The 13,964-nt window shown below is 53.2% G+C and carries 15 protein-coding genes and 1 pseudogene; 14 read left to right on the top strand and 2 right to left on the bottom strand.

Going from position 1 to position 13,964, the window contains the following annotated elements; all coding sequences use genetic code 11:
- Positions 1-50 precede the first annotated feature (50 nt).
- The 8 genes and pseudogenes from DXB00_RS04175 to DXB00_RS04140 all read left to right on the top strand — a co-directional run bounded on the left by DXB00_RS04175 (position 51) and on the right by DXB00_RS04140 (position 7,982).
- Positions 51-1,181 (top strand): ABC transporter substrate-binding protein, encoded by a 1,131-nt coding sequence (locus tag DXB00_RS04175; protein ID WP_118729025.1) that lies wholly within the window; start codon positions 51-53, stop codon positions 1,179-1,181.
- A 112-nt stretch (positions 1,182-1,293) separates the two neighbouring features.
- Positions 1,294-2,088, top strand: coding sequence for an ABC transporter permease (locus DXB00_RS04170; RefSeq protein WP_117489590.1), 795 nt, complete (start codon positions 1,294-1,296; stop codon positions 2,086-2,088).
- A complete protein-coding gene (locus tag DXB00_RS04165; RefSeq protein WP_117489592.1) occupies positions 2,085-2,858 on the top strand; it encodes an ABC transporter permease in 774 nt (257 codons plus the stop codon). The genes DXB00_RS04170 and DXB00_RS04165 overlap by 4 nt, the downstream gene beginning before the upstream one ends.
- Positions 2,831-3,622 carry an ABC transporter ATP-binding protein gene (locus DXB00_RS04160; protein WP_442861138.1) on the top strand — a complete coding sequence of 264 codons (792 nt, stop codon included), beginning with the start codon at positions 2,831-2,833 and terminating at the stop codon, positions 3,620-3,622. Before DXB00_RS04165 ends, DXB00_RS04160 begins: the two co-directional genes overlap by 28 nt.
- 15 nt (positions 3,623-3,637) lie before the next feature.
- Positions 3,638-4,384, top strand: coding sequence for an ABC transporter ATP-binding protein (locus DXB00_RS04155; protein ID WP_117489594.1), 747 nt, complete (start codon positions 3,638-3,640; stop codon positions 4,382-4,384).
- A 186-nt stretch (positions 4,385-4,570) separates the two neighbouring features.
- A pseudogene (locus DXB00_RS04150) lies at positions 4,571-6,034 on the top strand (sulfatase family protein); the annotation flags it as partial.
- Positions 6,035-6,046: 12 nt separating this feature from the next.
- Positions 6,047-6,835, top strand: coding sequence for a sulfite exporter TauE/SafE family protein (locus DXB00_RS04145; protein WP_117489598.1), 789 nt, complete (start codon positions 6,047-6,049; stop codon positions 6,833-6,835).
- Positions 6,836-6,854: 19 nt separating this feature from the next.
- Positions 6,855-7,982, top strand: coding sequence for an anaerobic sulfatase maturase (locus tag DXB00_RS04140; protein ID WP_118479098.1), 1,128 nt, complete (start codon positions 6,855-6,857; stop codon positions 7,980-7,982).
- Positions 7,983-8,038: 56 nt separating this feature from the next.
- Here DXB00_RS04140 and sigG read toward each other — a convergent pair whose 3' ends face one another.
- Positions 8,039-8,794: an RNA polymerase sporulation sigma factor SigG gene (gene sigG / locus DXB00_RS04135; protein ID WP_118729023.1), complete on the bottom strand. Its 756-nt coding sequence runs from the start codon at positions 8,792-8,794 to the stop codon at positions 8,039-8,041.
- 271 nt (positions 8,795-9,065) lie between these two features.
- Here sigG and pta point away from each other — a divergent pair, with 271 nt between their 5' ends.
- The 4 genes from pta (at position 9,066) to DXB00_RS04115 (ending at position 11,417) form a co-directional block, all read left to right on the top strand.
- A complete protein-coding gene (pta, locus tag DXB00_RS04130) occupies positions 9,066-10,076 on the top strand; it encodes a phosphate acetyltransferase (RefSeq protein WP_110436271.1) in 1,011 nt (336 codons plus the stop codon).
- Between the two features lie 97 nt (positions 10,077-10,173).
- On the top strand, positions 10,174-10,602 hold the full coding sequence (locus DXB00_RS04125) for a hypothetical protein (protein ID WP_117489606.1): 429 nt from the start codon (positions 10,174-10,176) through the stop codon (positions 10,600-10,602).
- A gap of 2 nt (positions 10,603-10,604) precedes the next feature.
- Complete coding sequence (locus DXB00_RS04120; protein WP_147323780.1) at positions 10,605-11,003, top strand: hypothetical protein; 399 nt, start codon at positions 10,605-10,607, stop codon at positions 11,001-11,003.
- Positions 11,004-11,018: 15 nt separating this feature from the next.
- Positions 11,019-11,417, top strand: a complete 399-nt coding sequence (locus DXB00_RS04115; protein WP_117489610.1) for a hypothetical protein — start codon at positions 11,019-11,021, stop codon at positions 11,415-11,417.
- 250 nt (positions 11,418-11,667) lie between these two features.
- Here DXB00_RS04115 and DXB00_RS04110 read toward each other — a convergent pair whose 3' ends face one another.
- A complete protein-coding gene (locus DXB00_RS04110; RefSeq protein WP_117489612.1) occupies positions 11,668-12,183 on the bottom strand; it encodes an SLOG family protein in 516 nt (171 codons plus the stop codon).
- A 136-nt stretch (positions 12,184-12,319) separates the two neighbouring features.
- On the opposite strand from DXB00_RS04110, the gene DXB00_RS04105 reads away from it, so the two are divergent.
- A complete protein-coding gene (locus DXB00_RS04105) occupies positions 12,320-13,168 on the top strand; it encodes a YihY/virulence factor BrkB family protein (RefSeq protein ID WP_119214560.1) in 849 nt (282 codons plus the stop codon).
- A gap of 55 nt (positions 13,169-13,223) precedes the next feature.
- A complete protein-coding gene (locus tag DXB00_RS04100; protein ID WP_118284858.1) occupies positions 13,224-13,850 on the top strand; it encodes a flavodoxin family protein in 627 nt (208 codons plus the stop codon).
- Positions 13,851-13,964 lie beyond the last annotated feature (114 nt).

The following is a 13,964-nucleotide window of genomic DNA, read 5'->3' as shown; positions in this document are numbered from 1 at the left end:
TTGTGCAGGGTTTACGGTAAACTATACTCAAATCAAGGGAGGTTGAAAAAATGAAACACGGATACAAAAGAGCGATCGCAATGCTTCTGGCAGCAACTGTAATGACCGGTCTGACCGCGTGCGGCGGCGGTTCCTCCTCCGGCGGCGGCTCGGGTTCCGCTCCCGGCGGCTCGGGTGACGGCACGTTTACCGCTTCCGGCAAAACCCTGAATGTTGGTGTTCAGTCCAACATCATTTCTATTCCCACAGTTTATGCAGAGGAGAAGGGTTATTTCGATGATCTGGGTTTGGATGTTAACCTGATTATGTTCCCGAACGGCTCTCCGGAGAATGAGGGCCTGGCAGCAGAACAGCTTGATGTAGCTTCCAATGGTCTGGCATCGGTTTACTCGACGGCTTCCGGCCTGTGCGACTGGATCGCAGAGTCGGACAGCGGCTCGATCACCGCAAAGGTTTATGTCCGCAAGGACAGTCCGGTGCTCGATCACAAGGGCGAGATTTCCGGCAAGCCGGATATGTACGGCAGTGCAGATACACTGAAGGGCCTGACCGTTCTCGGTCCTACCTCCACGATGGAGCAGTGGATTGCAAACTCGTACTTTGCACAGTTTGGCCTGACTGCAGGTGCGGATTACGAATATCTGAACATGGATCGCGCAGCAGCCGCACAGGCGATTCTGACCGGTGAAGGCGACGTATTTGTTGCCACTGACGTTGACTACTGCAACATGATGGAATCGAACAACATGGTAGAGGTTGCAGACTGCATGGAAGCAACGGACACCGAGTTCAAGAACGGTTTCCTGGCCCGCAAGGACATTCTGGCAGACCGTTACGATGATGTGGTGCTGTTCCTGCAGGGCATGTGTAAGGCAGCTGAAGAACTGCAGGCCGATCCGAATCTGCGCAACGAGTTTGCACTCAAGTTCTATTCGGAGAACGGCAAGCCGGCTGACGAAAACGATGTTAAGACCGAGACCGAAATTCGTCCGTTCGTTGTTCCGTCCGATTATGAGGCTTCGGATTATTATCTTGGTTCCGGTCTGCTGCAGGTAGGCAATTTCTTCGCCTCCATCGGCACGATTGAAGAGGATCAGGTTGCCAATATTGAGGAAGCCATCAATGTCAATCCGCTGCAGGATGCGCTCGGCATTACTGTAAAGGCAGCAACCCTGAAATAACATACTGTCAGCAAAAGGGAGCCCATGCTCCATGGGCTTCCTTTTCTGCACCCTGAAATGGACGAAAATTACAAAATAAGGTAAAAATAAGGCGGTCAAAGGAGAGGAGCATATGCAAGAAAAGAAAAAACTGCAGATCAATAAGTACCTGTTCATCAGTATTGCGTCGATCTGCGCAGGCATTTTTGTATGGTGGCTGGTAACGGACGGACTGGGTATTTTCCGATCGAATGCACTGCCTTCTCCGGTAAAGGTTGCCTCTACGTTCGTGAAAAAATGGTTTGAGACCAAGCCGGACGGCGCAACGCTGCTGCAGCATCTTGGTGCCAGCCTTCAGGTTGCACTCGGCGGCTATTTAATTGGTGCGATCATCGGTATCCCGCTCGGTATCTTCATGGCGTGGAACGACAAGGTGGATATGCTGGTTCGTCCGGTATTCGATCTGGTTCGTACCATTCCCGGCATTGCATGGACTTCGGTTATGGTAACGCTGGTAGGCATCGGTTTTCTGTCCAAAGCGCTGGTTATCTTTATTTCCGCGATGGTCGCTATGGTTATCAACAGTTATTCCGGTATTAAGCAGACAAAAACCGTGCACCTGTGGGTCGGTCAGACCTTCGGCGCAAGCAACTGGGAGCTGCTGACCAAAGTAGCGATTCCGTCTGCACTGCCGATGATCTTCACCGGTCTGGACGTTGCTCTCGGCTCCGCATGGACCACGCTGGTTGCAGCAGAGCTGCTGGCTTCCACTAAGGGTCTCGGCTTTATGATTCAGCAGGCACGCGGTATTTTTCGCCTGGATATCATCATCGTCGGTATGATCGTCATTGCGATTACCGGTGCGGTGCTGTCCTCGATTATTCAGTTTATCGGCAGAAAACTCATCAAGGGAGGTAGACGTGGATGAAAGAACGCAACAAGCGTATCGCCTATGGCGTGCTCGGTATTTTCATTTTTCTGTGTATCTGGTATGCAGCGACTAAGTTTACCTCGCTCGGCAAGGTTATGCCTGATCCGGTGACGGTTATTGCAGGCTTTTGCAAGGCATTTGTTGTACCGATCGGTACGCATTCTATGATTATGCACATCCTCATTAGTCTGCGCCGCATGCTGATTCCGTATGCGTTCGGCGGCGTGCTCGGTGTGCTGGTCGGTGTCGTGATGGGCTGGTATAAGATTGCTGATTCTATTCTGATGCCGTACATTCAGATGTTCCGCCCGATTCCGCCGATTGCATGGATTCCGCTTTCTATTGTATGGTTCGGCTTCGGTGAAGGTTCCAAGTATTTCTTGATTTTTCTGGCATGCTTCTTTACCATTGCACTGACTACCTACAACGGCGTGCATTCGGTCGATGAAACACTGGTTCGTGCAGCGCGTATGCTGGGTGCGAAAGATAACCAGCTGTTCACTTCCATTGTACTGCCAACGACGGTTCCGTACATTTTCTCCGGTCTGCAGGTAGCACTCGGCTCTGCATGGGCCACCATTGTAGCGGCAGAGATGATTCGCTCGTCCGAAGGTGTCGGCTGGCTGATCGTAAGCGGTCAGGACGTAGGCAATATGACGCAGATCATGGTAGGCATTCTGGCGATTGCCCTGACCGGTCTGCTCATCACTACCATCATGAGAGGAGTTGAATCCAAGCTATGCGCATGGACAGTGAGAGGAAAGTAACGGCTGCTGGCGAGCCGTTGATCGAGTTCCGTGATGTGGATAAGTTTTTCGACAAACCGGAGGAAGGCCGCTATCAGGTCGTTGGAGATTTGAATATTAAGGTGCGCGAAAATGAGTTCCTTGTGTTGTTCGGCCCCGGACAGTGCGGTAAGAGTACCATCCTGAACCTGATTGCAGGCTTTGAGATGCCCTCGTCGGGGCACGTTCTCTGCATGGGCAAGGATATCACCGGGCCCGGTCCGGATCGCGGCATGGTCTTTCAGAATACGGCATTGTTTCCGTGGCTCACCGTTATGGGAAACGTGGAATACGGTCCTAAGGTACGCGGTATCAAGAAGGAAGAACGCCGCCAGAGGGCACAGCATTACATTGATCTGGTCGGCCTGCAGGGATTTGAAAATTCGTTCCCGGTCAAGCTGTCAGGCGGCATGCAGCAGCGTGTCGGCATTGCCCGTGCGTACTGCAATGAGCCGCTCGTGATGCTGCTCGATGAGCCGTTCGGACATCTGGATGCACAGACACGCTATCTGATGCAGGATGAGCTGACCCGCATCTGGCAGGCGGAAAAGCGCACCGTTATTTTTGTAACCAACAACATCGAGGAGGCAGTGTACCTCGCAGACCGCATTCTGGTGCTGCGCAACTGTCCAACCGGTGTCAAGGCAGAGTATGAGATCAACCTGCCGCGTCCCCGTAATTACACCGATCCGGAATTTCTGCGGCTGCGCCGCGAGATCGATTCGGTAGTAGATCATACGCTGTAAAGGAGGTGCCGGACAATGGCAAACAAAGAGCCTAAGGTAAAAGTGCAGAACCTGACCAAAAGGTTCGGTGACCTTCTGGTGCTGGATAATTTGAACTTTGAAGTAGAGGAAGGCGAGTTCCTGTGCATCGTTGGTCCGACCGGCTGCGGCAAAACTACTTTTCTGAACAGTCTGACTCGCCTGTATGAGCCGACGGCAGGCGACATTCTGGTAAACGGTATTCCGGTCGATCCGAAAAAGCAAAATATATCCTATATTTTTCAGGAGTATTCCTCCTTCCCGTGGCTGACTGTGGAGCAGAATATCCGCTTCGGTCTGGAAATCAAGAAAACGCCCAAGGCGGAGGCGGATGCCAATGTAGAGGAAATGCTGGATATTGTCGGTTTGACCAAATTCCGAAATTACTATCCCAGTCAGCTTTCCATCAGTATGCTGCAGCGCGTTGCTATCGCGCGTGCATTTGCAACCAAACCGGAGCTGCTTCTGATGGATGAGCCGTATGGTCAGTTGGATATAGACCTGCGCTTCAAGCTGGAGGACGAGCTGATCAAGCTGTGGAAAAAGACGGGTACGACCGTACTGTTTATCACTCACAACATTGAGGAAGCTGTATACCTCAGCCAGAAGATTATGGTGCTGACCAACAAGCCAACCTCGGTGAAAACCGTGCTGGACAATCCGCTGCCGCTTCCGCGTGACGTCGTTTCACCGGAATTTGTCGAGCTTCGCAACAAGGTCACCGACTTGATCAAATGGTGGTAATGTTATAATAAAAACCGATTCACTCAATCTCTCTTCTTTCCCCTTGATATCGTTTTGGTATCAAGGGGAAAACAGTATGAGGGGATATTTCTGAAAAGGAGTGTAAAATATGCCGCGTAATATTCTGTTGTTTATGACTGATCAGCAGCGCACAGATTATGTGGCTATGCCGCGGACAGCTGCGTTTCCACGCCGAATATCGACTGGATTGCACAGCATGCCCATTTTACTTGCTGCAATACAACCAATCCTATCTGTTCTCCGGCGCGTACCTCGCTTATCACGGGACGATATCCGCGCCAGATTGGCACGCTGACCATGGCAGGTGATCTGTTCCCGCAGATACCGACATTTATGCAGGCCCTGCAGGGTGCAGGCTACAAGACCTACGGCATCGGCAAGTTCCATTATAATCAGACCTATCCGTGGTCTACGCCGAGAGGCTGCGGCATGGATCCGGTGGCAGGAGAACAGGACGAGAAGTCCTACGGTTATGATTTCATCTGGGAGACCGCAGGCAAGCAGCAGGTGGTTTCCAACTACTGCTTCTACGGTGATTATCTGGCGAAGAAGGGCATGCTCGAGCAGGTACGAGACTTTTTCTCGCAGAGCGGCGGCAAAAACGGCGATGTAGCGAACCACAACTATGATAAGGCGCTGCCGTGGCCGTTCGATGAGGAGGATTATATTGACGTGGTTACCGGCCGTGTGGCACGCGAGCAGCTTCGCGCGCATCCGGCGGAGCTGCCGTTCTACATGATGGTGTCCTTCTGCGGACCGCACAAGCCGTATGACGCACCGCAGCGGTATCTGGATATGTTTCCACTTGAGCGGGAGGATGATTTTATCCTGCCGGAAGGACAGATTATTTCGGATGAGGACAAGGAGAGTCTGTATCGTCAGCGCCGTTCTGCAAAGGCGATGATTCGGTTGATCGACGATCAGATAGGTGCAACACTGGATGTGCTGCGAGAGCGAGGCATGCTGGACGATACGCTGATCGTATTTACCTCAGATCATGGTGATATGCTGGGCGATCACTTCATGATTCAGAAAGGCGTGCCGTGGAAGCAGTCGGTTGGTATTCCGTTGGCGGTGCGTCTGCCGGGTGCAGCGCCTGTTGGTGAAAGCACCGCACCGGTTGAAATTTCCGACATTGCAGCAACTGCACTCGATTATGCAGGATTGGATGCACAGCGGGTGCTCAGCAGAAGCTGGCCGGCGTATAACGATATTATTCCGAGCCGTTCACTGCTGCCGGTGCTGCGTGGGGAACAAGAGCGCGTCCGTGATTTTTGCTTTAGCGAAAGCGACTTTACCGAGGAGCGTATCGACGGCGTTTCCATCACTTCAACACCATATTGGCGCGGCGCAGACGGCTGCCGAAGCAATGCGTGGCAGACTATCATCACCGAGAACAGCAAGTACATCAAATATCTCGGCTATAAGCTGGATGAGATGCCGTATGAGGAATTCTACGACCTGAAACGCGATCCGCAGGAGCGTGAAAACCGCATTGCAGATGAAACTTATCGAGAGCAGATCGAACAGGCGCGCCGTAGGCTGTCGTACATGGTGGATCATTATCCGCCGGCGCAGAAAACGTGGACAACTGCCTGTGCGGCAAATCGTCAGACGGCGAAGGACTAAGGGTGTGATCAGGTGCAGAGTATTTGTTTTCTGGTAGCGTTCGGCGCTTGTATCATCGGTAAAATATGCGGTATGGGCGGAGGCGTGATCATCAAGCCTGCACTGGATGCGCTCGGTATTATGCAGGTGACAGAAATCAATTTTCTGTCTGGGTGTACGGTTCTTGGCATGACGTGCTGGTCGGTTGGTAAATCGCTGGTGCAGCACGAGTCGCAGATTGATCTGTCGATTTCAACACCGTTGGCAATCGGTGCGGCTGTTGGCGGTATGGCAGGAAAACAGATGTTTTCTGCTGTGGCCGGTCTGTTTTTAAATGCGGATACCGCAGGCGGTATACAGGCGGCGCTGTTGTGTACCGCGACGTTTGCCACGCTGCTCTATACTATCCGCAAGGACCGATTAACCATGCTTCAAGTGCGCAATCCGGCGGTCTGCGTGCTGATTGGACTGGGATTGGGCATGCTGGGAACCTTTCTCGGTATTGGCGGCGGACCGTTTAATATGGCGGTGTTGTTCTTCTTTTTCTCTATGCCGACCAAGGTGGCGGCACAGAACAGCCTGTACATTATCCTCATCAGCCAGAGCGTCGGCATCATTACTACGGCGGTGACAGGCAGTATTCCGACATTATCTATTATTCTGCTGTGCGGTATGGTGCTGTGCGGTGTACTGGGCAGCGAAGCCGGAGGACGCATCAATAAACGTCTGAGCGACCGGCAGGCAACCCTGCTGTTTGAAGGTTCCATGCTGCTGGTGATGGTGCTCAGCGCGTGCAATATTTATCGTTTTCTGTTAAAATAAAAGCTGAGGAGGGGTGATTATGCCGCCGATCAATATTCTGATCAAGCCTGCATCGTCTGCATGTAACATGGCATGCCAGTATTGCTTTTACAAGGATGTTGCGGCACACCGGGAGCAGGAGTTCGAGGGAATGCTTTCAATCGAATCAATCGAAAAGGTGATACAGGCGGGCATGGAATATGCCGAGCATATCTGCTCCTTTGCATTCCAAGGCGGTGAGCCAACGCTTGCAGGCCTGGACTTTTACCGTCAGGTGGTGGTACTGCAAAAGCAGTATGCCAAACCGGGTGTGGAAATTCGTAATGCCATACAGACCAACGGATACACGATTGATGAGGAATGGGCCGCGTTTTTTGCGGAAAACCATTTTCTGGTGGGATTGTCGCTGGACGGACCGCCAGAGCTGCATAACCGCAATCGCACAGATGTGCAGGGAAAGGATACGTTCAATCGAGTTATGAAATCCGTGCGGCTGCTGAAAAAACACAATGTTGCGTTTAATATTCTGTGTGTCGTAACCGGACAGAATGCACGTTCGGTCGAAAAGTTGTACCGGTTTTATCGTAAACAGAATTTCAGATGGCTGCAGTTTATTCCGTGCATCGATCCGTTTGACCGGGCAGATGGTGAGCCATGCTATACGCTGACCGCAGACGGTTACGGTGATTTCCTTGTACGGCTGTTCGACCTGTGGTTCGACGATCTTCGGCACGGCGAGTATATCAGCATCCGCCATCTGGACAACTGGCTGTCCATCCTTCTGGGGGAGCGGCCGGAAGCCTGTAATATGGCAGGCTGCTGCTCGGTGCAGTTCGTTGTGGAGGGCGACGGCGGTGTGTATCCTTGTGATTTTTATGTGTTGGATGAATGGCGGCTGGGAAACATCGGAGAAACTGGTCTGGCTGATATGCAGAACAGCGAGACTGCAAAAAGATTCGTTCGGCAGTCGCTTGCCGTACCGGAGGAGTGCAAGACCTGTCAGTGGTTCGGTTTGTGCCGCAACGGCTGCCGCCGTGACCGAGATATCCTGCCGAGCGGCGTAATCGGGCAGAATATTTACTGTACGGCATACAAAAAATTCTTCTCAGAGCGATTCCGTCAGCTGGCACAATCGATTGAGTGCATTCAGCGTATGCAGTATAGGTAAAAGGGAAATCCTCATGCCATTTTGATATGCGATCCTCATGTTTTCTGCCACTCCTATTATATAGTAAGAAAAGGACCGGAATCTTCCTTCCTTTTGTTTGGCGTAAGGTGTATTTCGCGTGCCACCTCCATCTGGGTGCGTCCCTCGAAGAACCGCAGCCGGATGATACGGCGCTCGCGGTCATTCAGGCTGCGCATAGCGTCCCGCAGAGCAATACCGGCCAGCCAGTTGTCGTCCGTGTTTTTGGTGTCACCGACCTGATCCATCACGCAGACCGTGTCCGTGCCGTCGTGGAACACCGGCTCGAACAGCGACACCGGGTCGAGTATCGCGTCGAGCGCGAACACGACCTCCTCTTTCGGCACGTCCATCAGCTTGGCCAGTTCCACGATGTCCGGCTCACGCTGGTGCTCGCGGATGAATGCCTCCTTGGCCTGCAGAGCGCGGTACGCCGTGTCGCGCAGGCTGCGCGAGACTCGCATGGCACTGTTGTCGCGCAGGTAGCGGCGGATTTCGCCGATGATCATCGGTACGGCGTAGGTGGAGAAGCGTACGCCGAGTTCGGTATTAAAATTGTCGATGGCTTTCATCAGGCCGATGCATCCGACCTGAAACAGGTCGTCCGGCGATTCACCGCGGCCCTGAAACCGCTGAACAACGCTGAGCACCAGCCGCAGATTGCCGCGAATCAGCTCATCGCGTGCCTGCTTGTTTCCGGCAGCGGATTTTTTCAAAAGCTCGTCCGTCTTTTTTGCGGAGAGCACCGGCAGTCCCGATGTATTCACACCGCAGATCTCAACTTTTGTCTGCATAAAATTCCCTCCTGTTGGTCGTCACTATGAGGATACTATCTGGATTTTCCCCGCGGTCCCGGTCAAATATACCGACGAAATATTTTGCATGGGCCGGAGATTCGATAAATTTCACGTTCGCCTTGTGATATGGAACCGAGAAAGCGTTTTGCGCCCATCAGAAATTCCCTCTTGTGGGAATAGGGGGAAAGGGTGTATAATAAATTCAAGAGAATGCCTGTTTGCGGTGTCATACTGCACACAGGCGATTGAAAACGAAGGAGAATGCAATATGTTTGAAAATCTGATTGCAGCACTCAAGGCTGACAAGCGCAAGATCGTATTCACCGAAGGCCCGGACGCTCGTATCCTCGAAGCGGCTGCACGCCTGAAGAAGGACGGCCTGATGGATTCCATCCTGGTCGGCAATGTTGACGAAGTAAAGGCTGCTGCTGCAAAGGGCGGCTTCGATATCGAGGGCATGGAGATCATCGACCCGGCTACCTACCCGGAGATGGACGCTATGGTAGCTAAGATGGTAGAGCTCCGCAAGGGCAAGATGAGCGAGGAAGACTGCCGCGCTGCACTGTCCAAGGGCAACTACTTCGGCACCATGCTCGTTAAGATGGGCAAGGCTGACGCTCTGCTCGGCGGCGCTACCTACTCCACCGCTGACACCGTTCGTCCGGCTCTGCAGCTGATCAAGACCAAGCCGGGCGCACACCTCGTAAGCTCCTGCTTTATTCTGGTCCGCGAGAAGGACGGCGTAGAGGAGAAGCTGGCTATGGGCGACTGCGCGATCAACATCGACTATCCGGATTCTGTTGATAAGGAAGGCAACGTAACCCTGAAGGGCAGCCAGAAGCTGGCTGAGGTTGCAATCGAGACCGCAAACACCGCTAAGGCTTTCGGCATCGACCCGAAGGTTGCTGTTCTGTCCTTCTCCACCAAGGGCTCCGGCAAGGGCGGCACGGTTGCTCTGTCCCGCGAGGCTACCGAGTACGCTAAGGAGATGAACCCGGAGCTGGCAATCGACGGCGAGCTGCAGTTTGACGCTGCCGTATCCCCGGTTGTTGCTGCTACCAAGTGCAAGGGCTCTCCGGTTGCAGGCCAGGCTAACACCTTCATTTTCCCGTCTATCGAGGCTGGCAATATCGGCTACAAGATCGCTCAGCGTCTGGGCGGCTACGCTGCTTACGGCCCGATTCTGCAGGGTCTGAATGCGCCGATCAACGATCTGTCCCGCGGCTGCAACGCTGACGAGGTTTACCAGATGGCGATCATCACCGCTGGCCTGAAGTAATTTCAGCACACACATAATTGCATAAGTAAGGAATCCGCCGACGTGAAAAGTGAATCGCGTCGGCGGGTTTTGCTTTTTCAGTGGGGAGGGAAAGCGTATGAAACGGAAGATTATAGCTGTTATTGCAGGTATTCTGATTTTTGGATGGGCATATTGGCTTGTGCCGTATTCGCCGATACCGGATACGGTGAATATCACGGAAATGCGGGTGTATCAGCTTGACAGGGGAGAATACGCTGATGATTTCACCGAGCGGGTTGATACAGATACCGTACGCGAACTGCTTACGCATATTCGGGCACGTCGTATACCGAGTCTGCGGCTTGAGGGGATACAGGAAGGCAGTTTTGTCGTTGAGGTGAAATACTGGGATAAAACTATGTGTATCAATCTCGGCGAACCGGGTGGACCGGATTATGTGTATGACGGTATATTGCGTCATACGCTGTGGATGCACAAGGTGTCCGGCGGTGAGGAACTGCTCACGTTGCTGGCGGACAGCTACTACAACAAAGGGGAGGGATAGCGATGAAACGAAGGATAGTATTTGCATTGATAAGTGTGCTGATTTGTGTGGGAGCAGCGGTTTGGCTTGTACCGTACACGCCTATGCCGGATACAGCAGAGATTGTGGACGTGCTGGTACTCCATGTTCATGCGGGAGATACGGCTGAGGACATCACCGGGCAGGTCGATACGAACGCCGTATGCGAACTGCTGCCGCAAATCAGAGCGCGCCGTCTGCCGAGTTATCATCGTGGCATCAGCGAAGACTGCTATCAGATTCAGGTGGTATACGGCGGTAAAACAGTATGTTTCAGCCTCGGTGAACCGAGTTATGCGTATGAGGTCACAGAAAGTATGTCACCGTGGGTGCATAAGCTGTCCGGCAGCGAGAAGCTTCTTGCGCTGCTTGATAAACAATAAAAGGGAGGAACCGACATGAAAAAACGAATCGCATTTGTATTGGTGGGCATACTGGTGTGCGTCGGAGCAGCGGTTTGGCTTGTGCCGTACACGCCTATGCCGGACATGGACGGCTTCTGGAACGTGCGTATCTGGCGCGTCAATGGCGCGGATATGACCGAACTGACCGAGCAGGTCAATCAAACGGCTCTGCGCGAAGCGCTGACACAGGTGCAGGCCAAACGTGTTCCGCGTTCGCAGCATAGCTTCTCGATGGATAAGGTCAGCTACGAAATCATCGCGGTGTATAATGATACGCCGACCTTCCTTAATATCGGTGAACTTAATTTTGTGTACAACGGCAACGGCTGGGTGCATGATTTGAAAAACGGCAGTGAGATTCTTACTCAGCTGGATGAAATTTGCAATTCGTAACAACAACGCTGTGATGCAATCTACCTGAACAGATTACCGTAGGGGCAGACCAATGTGTCCGCCCTTTTTCATAGGTGGCGGTTCGCTTAGGGCGCACACATTGGTGCGCCCCTACGATGCTGTGTATAGCTGAGTAAAATCGGTGCAATTTAGAGAGAAACGGCGGGATGACCCCATCCCGCCGTTCTACAGAGAACACATACGCAAACAAATGCAAAACAAAAGGACTGCCCGTCTCGGTCAGTCCTTTTTACAGCAGCGACAGCTGTCCATCTGCGAGATTTACAATTTTCAGTCCGCTCTGCTCAGCCATATGCACGGTCTGCGCGGTACCGCCTGACCGTCCATCATAGTAACAGATGAGCCTTGACGATGCATCCACCATAAACCGGTTGCGCGCGGCAAAGCACCCGGCGTGATAGCTCCGCGAGAGCGCGTATACCTTATCTGCGGCGAGCAGGCAGCGGTTGAACCGGCGCTTCCACTCGAGCGGAAACCGATCGGCCTGTCCGTCGAACGGCACAGCACACAGCAGCTGCACCGGGAGTGCGGCGCGCGCGCGCAGAACAGCTTCGGCGGCCCACAGATCAAAGCCGGTGGACATGCCGGAGAGAAACCGTGTATAGCCGTCAGCGGCGGCCTCTGCGACCGCAGCATCGAGTGCGGCGAACAACTCGCGCGCAGCGGGACAGTCCTCGTTCCGGAACGGCATTTTTTCAATTCGGTAGCCGGAAAAGCAGCAGGTCACCGGACGCAGATCCGCCATGACACACCCTCCAATCAGAACAAATGTTCTATTTTTATCAGTATACAATAGATGAAGCCAAAACGCAAGTTGTAAATTTGATAAAAAGCTGATATGATAAGTACAGCAAAATCTACCGACACAGGGGAGGGACGCAATGAACGGTCAAAACCGATGGCTATATCTGATCAAGCGCATGGTTTACCGCTTTTTTGATGACGGCATTCCGCAGTCTGCGGCAGAGCTTTCGTATTTTCTGCTGTTTTCCATGTTCCCGCTGCTGATGTTCGTCAACTCCATGCTCGCACAGCTTGACCTGTCAATCGAGGGGATGCAGCCGGTGCTGGAAATGCTGCCGAAAAGTCTGCAGCAGCTCATAGGCGGCTATATTCAGCAGCTGACCAGCACGCCGTCGTTCAGCCCGATGATCGTCGGTCTGGGTCTGACGCTGTATTTCCTGTCCCGTGCGGTGCGCTCAATGATGCGCACGGTCAACGATATTTACCACGTTGAAATCTCGCGCGGCATGGTCAAGGACGTGCTCATTTCGTTCGGTATTACGGCGGGCTTTCTTGTTTCGGTTGTGTGCAGCTTTGTGCTTGTCGTCGCCGGACGAACCATCATCCGCGTTGTACCGAAATATCTGCCGGTGCCGCCGGCTGTGATGGACGGACTGCATGATGCCAGCTTCTGGGTGATGATCGCGTTTATTTTCGTGTTTCTCATGCTGTTCAACAAGGTTGTGCCCAATCTGCACCTTAGGTTCCGCGAGGTGTGGCCGGGTGCACTGTTTTCACTGGTAGCATGGATTCTGGTCTCGCTTGGATTTTCGTTCTATGTGGACAATATGGCGCGGTATTCCGTGCTGTACGGCTCTCTGGCGGCGATTATCGTACTGATGCTGTGGCTGTATATCGTCAGCATGATCCTGCTGATGGGTCCGCAGCTGAATCATACACTGGTGGTCATGCGCCTGTATCGATTGGAAAATCAGAAGCATTTGTAAGTCAAAAACGGTGCGGACGCGCACTGAAAATAGAGAAAACACGGAGGAAAAGGATATGAAAGTTGTAGCAATCAACGGCTCGCCGCGCAAGGGCGGCAACTGTGCGCAGATGCTCGAGGTGCTCGGCAAGGTGCTCGAGCAGGAGGGCATCGAGTTTGAGGTATGTCAGCCGGGGGCGAAGGTGCATCCGTGCATGGCGTGCTATCACTGCCTGGACAACGGCACGCTGCGCTGCGTGCAGGACGACGACGGTGTAAATGAAATCATCGCCAAGTGCATTGAGGCGGACGGCATCGTGCTCGCGTCTCCGGTGTACCACGGCGGCATTGCGGGCGGTATGAAGTGCGTGCTCGACCGTCTGATTCTGGCGGCAGGCTGCGGCGATAATCAGCTGAAGCACAAGGTCGGTGCGGCGCTGTGTACGCTGCGCCGTTCGGGCGGCATGGAGACCTACCAGCAGCTGCTCGGCACGATCAACACCATGGAGATGGTGCTTGTCACCTCGGACTACTGGAACGCCGTACACGGCGCAGACAAGGGCGAGGCTGTGCAGGATATCGAGGGCGTTGAAGTCATCGAAAAGCTGGGCCGCAATATCGCATGGATGCTCAAGGTGATCGACAAGGCCGGAATCGAGCCGCCGGAAAGCCGTCCGCGCACGATGATGAACTTTATCCGCTGATCCGTATGGTTATCCGTTAAACAAAAATTGCAGAGTTCCAAAAGGCACAATGAGAAACTCATTGTGCCTGAGGCTGTCGAAAAACTTCGTTTTCCGAACAGCCTCTCGCTCGAA

This window comes from Butyricicoccus sp. OF10-2 (assembly GCF_003481925.1).
GTDB lineage: Bacteria > Bacillota > Clostridia > Oscillospirales > Butyricicoccaceae > Agathobaculum > Agathobaculum butyriciproducens.
Note: the sequence above shows the minus strand (reverse complement) of the source record. Positions and strands in the feature narration are given on the sequence as shown.

Excerpts from the sequence above, each read along its gene's own strand:
- DXB00_RS04160 (WP_442861138.1), top strand. The coding sequence starts at position 2,831 with ATGCGCATGGACAGTGAGAGGAAAGTAACGGCTGCTGGCGAGCCGTTG.
- sigG (WP_118729023.1), bottom strand. The coding sequence starts at position 8,794 with ATGCAGACAAAAGTTGAGATCTGCGGTGTGAATACATCGGGACTGCCG.
- DXB00_RS04105 (WP_119214560.1), top strand. The coding sequence starts at position 12,320 with ATGAACGGTCAAAACCGATGGCTATATCTGATCAAGCGCATGGTTTAC.
- DXB00_RS04155 (WP_117489594.1), top strand. The coding sequence starts at position 3,638 with ATGGCAAACAAAGAGCCTAAGGTAAAAGTGCAGAACCTGACCAAAAGG.
- DXB00_RS04100 (WP_118284858.1), top strand. The coding sequence starts at position 13,224 with ATGAAAGTTGTAGCAATCAACGGCTCGCCGCGCAAGGGCGGCAACTGT.
- DXB00_RS04165 (WP_117489592.1), top strand. The coding sequence starts at position 2,085 with ATGAAAGAACGCAACAAGCGTATCGCCTATGGCGTGCTCGGTATTTTC.
- DXB00_RS04170 (WP_117489590.1), top strand. The coding sequence starts at position 1,294 with ATGCAAGAAAAGAAAAAACTGCAGATCAATAAGTACCTGTTCATCAGT.
- DXB00_RS04110 (WP_117489612.1), bottom strand. The coding sequence starts at position 12,183 with ATGGCGGATCTGCGTCCGGTGACCTGCTGCTTTTCCGGCTACCGAATT.
- pta (WP_110436271.1), top strand. The coding sequence starts at position 9,066 with ATGTTTGAAAATCTGATTGCAGCACTCAAGGCTGACAAGCGCAAGATC.
- DXB00_RS04125 (WP_117489606.1), top strand. The coding sequence starts at position 10,174 with ATGAAACGGAAGATTATAGCTGTTATTGCAGGTATTCTGATTTTTGGA.
- DXB00_RS04120 (WP_147323780.1), top strand. The coding sequence starts at position 10,605 with ATGAAACGAAGGATAGTATTTGCATTGATAAGTGTGCTGATTTGTGTG.
- DXB00_RS04115 (WP_117489610.1), top strand. The coding sequence starts at position 11,019 with ATGAAAAAACGAATCGCATTTGTATTGGTGGGCATACTGGTGTGCGTC.
- DXB00_RS04140 (WP_118479098.1), top strand. The coding sequence starts at position 6,855 with ATGCCGCCGATCAATATTCTGATCAAGCCTGCATCGTCTGCATGTAAC.
- DXB00_RS04175 (WP_118729025.1), top strand. The coding sequence starts at position 51 with ATGAAACACGGATACAAAAGAGCGATCGCAATGCTTCTGGCAGCAACT.